Here is a 9,886-nt window from a genome sequence, read left to right as displayed (position 1 = left end):
TCGTGCACGATAACCGCTACGCCGACGTCGTCACGGGAGGCACGGCGCCGCACACGTGGATGGTCGCCAACGCGTGGATACCCATCGGATACGGGGAGTCCGCCGTGGTGGGGACGCGGAACCTGACCGCCGCGGTCTGTGTGCTGATGCTCGGTCAGACGTTGCCGCCGCTCTTCGTCAGCCCGCGCGGTGACCGGCCACCCATGCAGATGTTCCTGAAGGAGGTCACCCTCGAGAGCGAGGACTTCCACCGCCGCTACCGGGTGCAGGCGCTGGACCGGAAGTTCGCGATGGACATCATGTCCCCACGTGCGATGGAGCTGGTCATCTCACGCAACGACTGGGCGTTCTCCCTCGAGATGAACAAGGTCGTCTGCGTCAGCAAGGGTGCCCTGCAGACCGTCGAGGACGTACAGGCGCTGCTGGACGCGGTCACGCGGTTCGCCGATCTGATCCCGGAGTTCGTGTCCACCGACCGGGCCCTGCACCTGCCGACGCTGCCGGACGGCACGACTCTTGACCCTACTGACCCAGCCTCCCGGCAGCGCTTCGAGGAGGCCGTGGCCGCGATGGCGCCGGAGCAGCGGCAGCAGATGATCGCCAAAGCGCAGTCCGAGGGGGCGCGCTTCCTGCTCGGCATGTTCGGCAAGGATCTCCCCGCGGCCAGCGAGTAGCTCCGGTGAGCGTCAGGACCCAGCGCTCGCGGGCAGGAAGAACTCCAGCGGGATCCCGTCCGGATCGCGGAAGTTCAGGTGCCAGCCGAACGGTGACTGCTCGATGTCCGACCGCACCACGCCTTCGTCCTGCAGCCGCTGCTGCCAGGCGTCCAGCTCGGTGCGGTCAGCGCAGACGAAGCCGACGTGGTCCAGCCCGATGTACTCCTGGGTGAATTCGCCCGGCCGTACGTTGGGGTCCTGGCGCAGGTCGATGGCTTGGCCGCTGGGCGCCATCAGAACCTTCATCGGGGCCGGCTCGGAGAACTCGGCGACCACTGCCAGGTCGAACAGCCGCGTGTACCAGTCGGTGCTCTTCTCGATATCGCGCACGCTCAGGGCGATGTGCTGCAGCGTCGGTGCCGTCATGGTGATCCCCTCGGGTAGGCGTCCGGGGGGCCCGCCCCGCCCGCCCGACTCACCTGGCAGCGTGGACCGCGCCGAGCGAGCGCGCCAGGGCCGTTGGGCCCTGCCTGGCGTGACGGCACCGGTGGCGCAGTCGAGTTGTGATCGTCGGACGGTCCGGCGAATTGGGGCGCCTGGACCAGATGCTGGCCGACGTCAACGGGGGCGGCTGGGGGCGCGCACTCGTCGTCGGCGATCCCGGCATCGGTAAGACCATGCTGCTCAGCACCGTGGCCCGTCGGGCGGCCAGCCGCCGGCTCCGTGCCATCCGGGTGCGTGTCCCAGACGGCGAGGCGGGCTTGCCGTTCGCCCTCGTGGACGACCTGTTCCGGGCCGCGGGATCTGCTGCGTCCAGCGTCCCGGGCGTCAGTCGGCGCAGCGCGGCGCTCCTCGACCTGCTGCTGGGGCTGACGGCCACCGAGCCGCTCGTGCTGATCGTCGACGACGTGCAGAACGCGGACGATGCCTCCGTGACCGCGTTCGCCCTTGCGGTCGAGCGCTCGGCCGAGGCGCCCCTCGGTGTGCTCCTGGCGGCTCGACCCGCGCCGGATGTCGAGCAGCGCTTCGCGCGGTGGCTGCGGCTGGAGCTGTCACCGCTGTCCGCCGACGAGTCGGTACTCGCGGCCCTCGCCCAGACCCTGCAGGGCCACCCGCTCGCCCTGACTGAGGTCACGGAGCTGCTGACTGCGGACCAGCTCGCCGGTCGTGCTCGGCTGCCCGACCAGCTGCCGGTCACCCCGGTCCTGGTCGCTGCGCGGAGCGGCGGATTGGACCGGCTGCCCGAGCCGTCCCGGCTGGCGTTGCTGTGCCTGGCAGTGGCCGGCAGCGACCCGGTCCTGCCCACGGCGCTGCTGACGGCCAGCGGCTGCGCCGCCGCTAACCTGGACGAGGCCGTTCGTGGCCGGCTGGTCGTCGTCCGCACCGGGGCGACCCCACGGTTCGCCCACCCGATGGTACGCGAGGTCGTCCTCGACACTGCCCCCGCGCGGCTGGTTCGCAGGGTCCATGAGCGCGCCGCAACGGCGGCGGGTCAACTCGGGCTCCAACCGTCCGTGGTGGTGCGCCACCTGGTGCGATCCGTCGTCCTGCCCGATGAGCTGACTGCGGCAGCCATCGCCGACCAGGCCGCCCGGGCGGAGCAGCTGGGCCACTACGACGCGGCCTGCCGCGCCTGGGAGTCCGCGGCGCAGCTGTCCCCCACGGAGGACGCCCGGGTGGAGCGGGCGCTGCACGGGATCCTGCTGGTGGTCCACCTCGGGCTCGGCGGCTCGGCGGTCGGCGGCCTGCTCGACCTGGTCGAGGGCGCGCCGCTGGAACCGGAAGCCGCGCGGTGGGTGCGCTGGCTCGGGGCGACCGTTCGAGCCGACAACGACCCGGCCGGCCGCCTGTCCGCGCAGTGGGCCGCCATCGAGGACGCACGGTGCTCCTCACCCGAGCTGCTCCCGAACCTGTTGTGGGAGGCGGCTGCCACAGCCTGGACGCTGGGTGACCCGGAGCAGGGGCTGCGCGCGGCACGCGAGGTGGCTGAGCTGGGTGCCGCCACGACCGACACGTCCACGACCACGGCGGCCTGGACCGGGACGGCCCTGCTCGCCGTGGCTGCCTTCGAGGCCGGCGACGTGGAGCGCGCCATGCAGCTACGTGCGGAGGCCCTGTCCCAGGCCAACGCGGTCGACCTGGCCACCCTCGACCTGGCCACCCTCGACCTGGCCACCTTGCTCGACGTCGTCGCGCTCGACGACTTGCTGCTCGACATGGGCGAGGGGGCGGCCCGGCGGCTGGCAGTCGCGGAGGAGCAGATGGGCGAGGCAGCTGAGCCACTGGCCTGCCTCTTGGGGATCCAGGCCTGGCGGGCCCGGGCCCGGGGTGACTGGGACGCTGCTCGCGCGCTGCTGGCCCGGGGACGGCCGCTGGCCGACCGGGTGGGGGCCACGGGGGCCCAACGAGGCATGGCCGCCCTGGCCGTAGAGCTCGCTGCGCTGTCAGAGGACGACGAGGTGCTGCGTCGCGAGGCTGCGCGGTTGCGGACCCTGGCCGGCCGCTGGGGCGACCGCAGACGGCTGGCGACACTCGACCGCAGCCTCGGTCTGCGCGCGTTGGTCGACGGGCGGCTGGAGTCGGCCATCGCGTCGCTGGCCGCGGCCGCCGACGTCCCCTTCCTCGGCCGCGGGCTGCGCGACGGGGTGCTCACCGCCCGGGTCGACCTGGTCGAGGCACTGGTCCGCAGTGGTGACCGTGACGCGGCGATGGTCCGGGCCGGCGAGATCCGGCCGTTGCTCTTCGCGATGGGCACCCCGCTGGCGCTGGCGCTGGCTGCGCGCGTGGCAGCTCTCGTCGCCGCGACCGACGAGGAGGCCGACCGCCACTACCGGGAGGCGCTTGGGGCCCACGCCGCTGCTGGGGACCCCTTCGAGGAGGCCCGCACCCTGCTGCTGCACGGGGAACAGCTGCGCCGCAGCCGGCGCCGCCGTGAGGCCCGCCTGGCGCTGGAGTCCAGCGTCCGGCTCTTCGAGTCGTTGGACGCCGCCCCGTGGCTGACCCGTGCCAGCGAGGAACTACGGGCCTGCGGCGGCAGCCCCGCCGCCGCAGCCGGCGGGGGAGCGTCGCTCGAGTCGCTCACCGCGCAGGAGCTCGCGGTGGCCAAGGAGGCGGCCGCCGGGCGGTCCAACCGTGAGGTGGCCGGGGCCCTGTTCCTGTCACCACGGACGGTGGAGTTCCACCTCAGCAACGTCTACCGCAAGCTCGGGGTGCGTGGCCGACCGGACTGGTCAGTCGGCTACGTACTTGAAGGACAGCTGGACCTTGGTCCGGTAGGTCAGCGACCCGCCGTCGCCCACCACGATGTCCTGCTTGATCACCTCGGCGATGCGCAGGTCGCGCAGCGAGCCGCCCGCGGTGGCGATGGCCTCGGCTGCGGCCTCCTCCCAGGACGTGGGGCTCGTCCCGATGACGTCGATCACTCGGTAGACACTCATGACATCTCCCATCAGTCGTCATCTCAGCGAACTCCTCCGCGCCCGTTCTGTCCAGCCCCGAGCTGGTTTGGCGTGCCCGGCCATGACAGCCTGACGGGGACAGCCAGTCGTTCCAGTCACAAGGGGGAGCCGTGGGTCGGATCGTGGTCGGGGTCGATGGGTCGGAGCCGTCGAAGGCAGCGCTGCGCTGGGCGGCGCGGCTGGCTCCCGGGATCGGCGCCACGATCGAGGCGATCGCCGCGTGGGAGTTCCCCACGAACTTCGGGTGGGCCGTGGAGGCCGGTGACTGGCGGCCGGACCGCGACGCTGAGACCATCCTGAACCAGACGCTGGACGACGTCTTCGGGTCGGATCGGCCGGCTGGTCTGGTGTCAGCGGCGCGCGAGGGCCGCACCGCCTCGGTGCTGATCGAGGCTGGGCGCCATGCGGAGATGCTCGTCGTCGGTAGCCGGGGGCACGGCGGGTTCACCGGACTGCTGCTCGGCTCGGTGAGCGCCGAGTGCGCCGAGCACGCGAGCTGCCCCGTCCTCGTCGTCCACGGCTAGCTGGTTGGGGGACCCGTGCCGGACACCATCCCGGGACTGCTGGCGGCCGCAGTCGAGGGTGCCCCGGACCGGATCTGGGTCCGCACCGACGATGGGTCGCTGACCTTCGCCGGGGCGGCCGCCCAGGTGGCCCGGCTCGGCAATCGGCTGCGCGAGGCGGGGGTTCTCAAGGGCGACCTGGTCGTGGTCACCGCGCGCACGACCCCGCCGTACCTGCTGTGCTGGCTGGCGCTGGCCAGCATCGGCGCGGTGTCGGTGCCGACGAACCCCGCCGGCACGATGCAGGAGCTGGCCGGGCTCATCGGGCAGGTGCGGCCCCGGGTGGTGGTGAGTGACAGCGCGCTGCTGCCCCAGATCCTGGCGCAGGGAGCGGCCGGGCCGTCCGTCCTGGGCGTGCTGGACATCGACGACCTCCTCGGTGACTGGCAGGTCGCCGACCCGTTCGGCGGGTCGGTGCCGATGGACGCCGGCCCGGACGACCTCGCCGTCCTCATCCCGACCTCCGGCACCACCGGTCGGTCCAAGCTGGTCATGCAGACCCACCGGGCCTACGCCATGGCCGGTGAGGGGTTCCCGTACTGGATGGAGCTCACCCCCGACGACCGGTTGATGACCTCGCTGCCCCTGTTCCACATCAACGCGCCGGCCTACTCGGTGCTCGGATCGTTGGCCTGCGGGGCCGGTCTGGCGCTGCTGCCACGCTTCTCGGCCAGCGGCTTCCTCGACGCGGCCCGGCGCCACGGGGCGACCGAGTTCAACGCGATCGGGGCGATGCTCGAGATCCTGATGCGCCAGCCGCCCCGGCCGGACGACGCGGACACCCCGCTGCGGTTGTGCTACACCGGGCCGTCGCCGGCGAAGGAGTGGCAGGAGGCGTTCGAGCAGCGGTTCGGTCTGCGGGTCGTCTGCGGCTACGCCATGTCGGAGTCGCCGTACGGCCTGATCTGGGCCCACGGCACCCGCCCGTTCGGCACCCTGGGCTCGCCTCGCCAGCACCCGACCCTGGGGGTTGTCAACGAGGCCAAGGCGGTAGATGACGACGGCCGTGAGCTCACAGCGGGGGACACCGGCGAGCTGCTGCTGCGCAACCCGACCGTGACCCCCGGGTACTGGGAGATGCCGGAGGTGACCGCAGCCACCGTCGTCGACGGTTGGGTGCACACCGGTGACCTGGTGACCGTGAACGCCGAGGGCACCTACACCTTCGTCTCCCGCAAGAAGGAGGTGCTGCGGCGGCGCGGCGAGAACCTCTCCCCGGCTGAGGTCGAGGAGGTGATCGCGGCCCACCCCGACGTGCTCGAGGTCGCCGTGGTCGGCGTGCCCTCCGAGCTCACCGAGGAGGAGGTCAAGGCGTTCGTGGTCGCTGCTCCCGGCCGCAGCCTGGACTTCGGTCAGCTGCACGCCTGGACGGTGGACCGCCTGTCGGCGTTCAAGGTCCCGCGGTTCTGGCAGGCCGTGGAGGCGCTGCCCCGGACCCCGACCTCCCGGGTGGCCAAGCACCGCCTCCCGACGGGCCACCCGTCGGAGGAGTACGACGCGGAGGCCACCCGGGCGCCGGGCTCGGCCTAGATGCGGAAGAACAGGTTGAGGAACCGCTCGGCCAGCGCCAGGTCGCCGCGCACGGTGCCCGCGTTGCTGCGCCCGAACGCGGTCAGCACCAGGCTGCCGGCGTCGAACTCGATCCGAGCCGGCAGGCTGTCGATCTCGCCGGGCTCGTACGTCAGCCCCTCCGAGCTCACCGACACCCGGTAGTCACCGGCGTTGTTGCCGCTGACCCGGATGCCGACGGTGAACGGCTCGCCGACGGCCCCGGAGCGGACGGTACCCCGCCAGATCTCGAACATGAACGGCACCAGCAGGTCGGCCGCTTCGCCGGGCAGGCCGTGCGCCTTCCCGCCGCCCTGGCGGATGTCCCACGAGTGGACGCCGTAGTCCATCAGCTGACCGGCGGCGTAGAAGAAGGCCGGCACCGGACCCATGTACGGGTGGGTGACGATGAGACCGGTCCACTCGTCGGCGGTCAGCGGTTCGAGGATCGCCTGCATCTTCTGGAAGTCGCTGCGGATCCGCTCCATCATCTCCGCCTGCGGCACCCCGCGGAACGCGCTGGCGAACTCGTCGACCTTCTCGCTCATGACGGCCAGCCCGTACGGCGCGGGCGCCTCGGTGCCGCTGCGGGCCGAGTCGAAGGCGCGGAAGTAGCCCTCGGTCGTGTCCACGATGTGCGCGATGATGTCCCGCGTCGTCCAGCCCTCGCAGGCGGTGGGTGCCTCCCACGCCTCCGGGCGGTCCGCCATCGCGAACATGCGCTCGGCCTCCTGCCGAACCACCCGCAGGATCGTGTCCTTGCCCTCGTACGTCATGGCGTTCCACTCGCTCATACCTGGCACCTCTGCTCGGTGAGGACCGGGAGCCCGGTCGGGCGTCACTGGGGGGCGAACGCACGGAGCAGGCGCTCCGCGTTGTGCAGCGCATCGATCGAATCGGTCTCCGCAGCGGTGGTCTCCGAGTCCCAGTTCAGGTCGAAGAACACCTCGGTGACGCCGATGTCGGCCAGCGCATCCAGGTCGGCTCTGATCTGGGTCGCGGATCCGTGCAGCGGGCGCCGGTCCGGCAGGTCGTCATCGGTCAGCTTGACCACGCCACGCACCACAAACCGCAGCGGGCCGGGGTCACGACCCGCCTCGACCGCGGCCGCGCGAACCACCTCGATGGACTGCCCGATCGTGGTCAGGTTCGCGCGGCTGCTGCTGATCCAGCCGTCGGCGATCCGGCCCACCCGGCGCAGGGCCACCTCGGCGGCCCCGCCCATGAGCACAGGGGGGTACGGCTTCTGCACCGGCTTGGGCTCAACCAGGGAGCGGGGCAGGTCGTAGTACGCGCCGTGGAACTCTGGCTCCGCCTCGGTCCAGGTGGTCTTGAGGTAGCGGACGTACTCCTCGGCGCGGGCGCCCCGACCGGCCCGGGAGACACCGACCGCCTCGAACTCCGGCGGCGCCCAGCCCAGGCCGAGGCCCACCTCGAGGCGCCCCTCGGAAACGACGTCCAGAGTGGTCAGCGCCTTCGACAGCACCAGCGGTGCGTAGTACGGCATGTTGACGACGGCCAGCCCGACCCGGATCCGTGACGTCATGGCGGCGACGTAGGCGAGCGCGGCGATCGGGTCGAGCACCCCGTGGTACGCCGAGCCCCACTCCTCGTCCACCGGGTGCAGCAGCCGCTGGAAGGTCCACAACGAGTCGTAGCCGAGATCCTCTGACAGCGTGGCCATCCGGCGGATGTTCGCTGGTGTGGCCCAGGACCCCGACACCGGCACGCCGACCCCTAGGCGCACCTCGGCCCTCCGCTACTCGTCAAGCTGACGGCCGGCGAAGTACATGAGGGGATCACTCAGCAGCTCGATCTGGATGCCATCGGGGTCCTTGAGGTACATCGACTCGGCGATCCCGCGGTCCGGGCCGACGTAGAAGACGCCGGCGGCGTCCAGGCGCTTCTGCATCTGCTCCCAACGGTCGCGGGGCACCGAGATCGCGATGTGCTGGACCGCGCCGATCGACTCGACTCCTTGGTCGAGCCCGAGCCCGGGGAAGTCGAAGAACCCGAGCAGGGTCTGGTTGCCCAGGTCGAAGAAGAAGTGCGACGAGCCCTGGTAGTCGCGGTTCTCGACCAGCTCCACCAGCGGGAATCCAAGCAGGTCCTGGTAGAACTGGATGGTCCGCTCGACGTCGGAGCAGATCAGCGCCGCGTGGTGGATCCCCCTCCCTGGCGACGGCTCTCGCTCCGCGACCGGATGCAGGTACTGCGAACGCAGCTCCTGACGGCGGGCCTTGAGCTCCACCAGCTCGGAGTCAGTCGGCATGTGGCGCACCCTCTCGCATCCAACGACGTCGGAGGACCAGCGTGCGTCGGATCTGCGTGGGTGGCAAGAGGCCTGTTCGGCCGGTGTCGGCAGGGGGAGACTCGTGCCATGACCTGGACCGACCACCTCCAGGCGGACCCCCTGCCGTGGCTGCTGGAAGAGTCCGGCCCCGCCGTGCGCGCGGCCGCCCTGCAGGGGCTGCTCGACCGGCCGGCCGACGACCCGCAGGTGCGCGCAGCCCGGCGCGCTGCCATGGCGGCCGACCCGATCCGGGCGATCCTGGCCGCGCAGGACCCAGCTGGCTGGTGGGTCAAGCCCGGTCCCGGCTACGGCCCCAAGTACACCGGGACGGTCTGGCAGCTGATCTCCCTCGACCAGCTGGGGGCCGACCCAGCCCACCCGCAGGTCGCGCGCGCCTGCGACTACGTGCTCAGCTGGGGACCGACGTCATCCGGCGGGTTCGGCTGCTCGTCGGCCGCCCGGGAGGCCGCGCCAGCGCCGTCCAGCGTGCTGCACTGCCTCAACGGGAACCTGCTGCGCGCGGTGATCGGGTTCGGCCGGCTCGACGACGAGCGGGTGCAGGCAGCCGTGGAGTGGGCGGCCCGGGCGATCACCGGCCACGGGGTTGAGCGCTGGTACGCCTCCGGCACGAGCGGGCCGGCGTTCGCCTGCGCCGCCAACGAGGGACTGCCCTGTGCCTGGGGAGCGCTCAAGGAGCTCAACGCGCTGGCCCGCGTCCCGGCGGGGCGGCGCTCGCCCCTCGTGCAGCGTGCCATCGACGCGGGCGTGGACTTCCTGTTCTCCCGCGACCCGCTCGTCGCCGACTACCCGATGGGCTACGGCAACACCAAGCCGAACGGGTCCTGGTTCAAGCCTGGGTTCCCGCTCGGGTACGTCTCCGACGTGCTGCAGACCCTCGAGGTGCTGGCCCAGCTGGGGCACGTCCGGGACGAGCGGCTCGTGGGGGCCCTCCGCTGGCTCGAGTCGCTGCAGGACGCCGACGGTCGGTGGCGCAACCGGCATGCGTACAACGGCAAGACCTGGGTCAACTTCGAGACGCAGGGTGCGCCCTCGAAGTGGGTCACGCTGAGGGCCTGCACGGTGCTGCGCGCCGCCTACAGCTGAGAAGCACATGTCTTTGCATTTGGCTAGCTACTTCGACCTGGAAAGCGCTGGCGATGCGTGGGCCTGCCGGGACTGCTCGCCGTTTCCCGCGCTGGTTGTGGGCAGGCTCCGGTCCGGGCTTTCGTGAGGCGGCCAGGGCGCTGATCTTGACCGGGTTGTGGGTCAGGATCCCGTGTCCGGTCCAGATCCGGGCACCGGCGGTGCTGTCGATGCGGGTTCGGTCCCATCCGTACTGTCGTTTGAGGGCGCTGATTTTGCCTTCGC

General features: G+C 71.7%; 9 protein-coding genes and 1 pseudogene. 5 read left to right on the top strand and 5 right to left on the bottom strand.

What is annotated here, in order from left to right:
* A partial coding sequence (locus VIM19_03675) for a hypothetical protein (GenBank protein HEY5184006.1) occupies positions 1–674 on the top strand: 674 nt, incomplete at its 5' end.
* 12 nt (positions 675–686) lie between these two features.
* Here VIM19_03675 and VIM19_03670 read toward each other — a convergent pair.
* Complete coding sequence (locus VIM19_03670; protein HEY5184005.1) at positions 687–1,082, bottom strand: VOC family protein; 396 nt, start codon at positions 1,080–1,082, stop codon at positions 687–689.
* Positions 1,083–1,219: 137 nt separating this feature from the next.
* On the opposite strand from VIM19_03670, the pseudogene VIM19_03665 reads away from it, so the two are divergent.
* Positions 1,220–3,871, top strand: a pseudogene (locus VIM19_03665) (AAA family ATPase).
* A 15-nt stretch (positions 3,872–3,886) separates the two neighbouring features.
* Here the strand turns inward: VIM19_03665 and VIM19_03660 are convergent.
* Positions 3,887–4,093, bottom strand: coding sequence for a dodecin domain-containing protein (locus VIM19_03660; GenBank protein HEY5184004.1), 207 nt, complete (start codon positions 4,091–4,093; stop codon positions 3,887–3,889).
* A gap of 131 nt (positions 4,094–4,224) precedes the next feature.
* Here VIM19_03660 and VIM19_03655 point away from each other — a divergent pair, with 131 nt between their 5' ends.
* Complete coding sequence (locus VIM19_03655) at positions 4,225–4,638, top strand: universal stress protein (GenBank protein ID HEY5184003.1); 414 nt, start codon at positions 4,225–4,227, stop codon at positions 4,636–4,638.
* Positions 4,639–4,653: 15 nt separating this feature from the next.
* Positions 4,654–6,207, top strand: a complete 1,554-nt coding sequence (locus tag VIM19_03650; protein ID HEY5184002.1) for an AMP-binding protein — start codon at positions 4,654–4,656, stop codon at positions 6,205–6,207.
* Here the strand turns inward: VIM19_03650 and VIM19_03645 are convergent.
* The 3 genes from VIM19_03645 to VIM19_03635 are packed head-to-tail and all read right to left on the bottom strand — an operon-like array spanning position 6,204 to position 8,497.
* Entirely contained in the window at positions 6,204–7,019 is an 816-nt protein-coding gene (locus tag VIM19_03645) for a maleylpyruvate isomerase family mycothiol-dependent enzyme (protein ID HEY5184001.1), read from the bottom strand. The two genes, VIM19_03650 and VIM19_03645, sit on opposite strands and share 4 nt — an antisense overlap.
* 44 nt (positions 7,020–7,063) lie before the next feature.
* Positions 7,064–7,948 carry a TIGR03619 family F420-dependent LLM class oxidoreductase gene (locus tag VIM19_03640; protein ID HEY5184000.1) on the bottom strand — a complete coding sequence of 295 codons (885 nt, stop codon included), beginning with the start codon at positions 7,946–7,948 and terminating at the stop codon, positions 7,064–7,066.
* Positions 7,949–7,984: 36 nt separating this feature from the next.
* Positions 7,985–8,497: a VOC family protein gene (locus VIM19_03635; protein HEY5183999.1), complete on the bottom strand. Its 513-nt coding sequence runs from the start codon at positions 8,495–8,497 to the stop codon at positions 7,985–7,987.
* A 108-nt stretch (positions 8,498–8,605) separates the two neighbouring features.
* Here VIM19_03635 and VIM19_03630 point away from each other — a divergent pair, with 108 nt between their 5' ends.
* A complete protein-coding gene (locus VIM19_03630; GenBank protein ID HEY5183998.1) occupies positions 8,606–9,622 on the top strand; it encodes a nitrogen fixation protein NifH in 1,017 nt (338 codons plus the stop codon).
* Positions 9,623–9,886: the final 264 nt, after the last annotated feature.

The organism is Actinomycetes bacterium (genome assembly GCA_036510875.1).
GTDB lineage: Bacteria > Actinomycetota > Actinomycetes > Prado026 > Prado026 > DATCDE01.
This window is presented reverse-complemented; position numbering and strand designations above follow the sequence as displayed.

Excerpts from the sequence above, each read along its gene's own strand:
- VIM19_03645 (HEY5184001.1), bottom strand. The coding sequence starts at position 7,019 with ATGAGCGAGTGGAACGCCATGACGTACGAGGGCAAGGACACGATCCTG.
- VIM19_03660 (HEY5184004.1), bottom strand. The coding sequence starts at position 4,093 with ATGAGTGTCTACCGAGTGATCGACGTCATCGGGACGAGCCCCACGTCC.
- VIM19_03635 (HEY5183999.1), bottom strand. The coding sequence starts at position 8,497 with ATGCCGACTGACTCCGAGCTGGTGGAGCTCAAGGCCCGCCGTCAGGAG.
- VIM19_03670 (HEY5184005.1), bottom strand. The coding sequence starts at position 1,082 with ATGACGGCACCGACGCTGCAGCACATCGCCCTGAGCGTGCGCGATATC.
- VIM19_03630 (HEY5183998.1), top strand. The coding sequence starts at position 8,606 with ATGACCTGGACCGACCACCTCCAGGCGGACCCCCTGCCGTGGCTGCTG.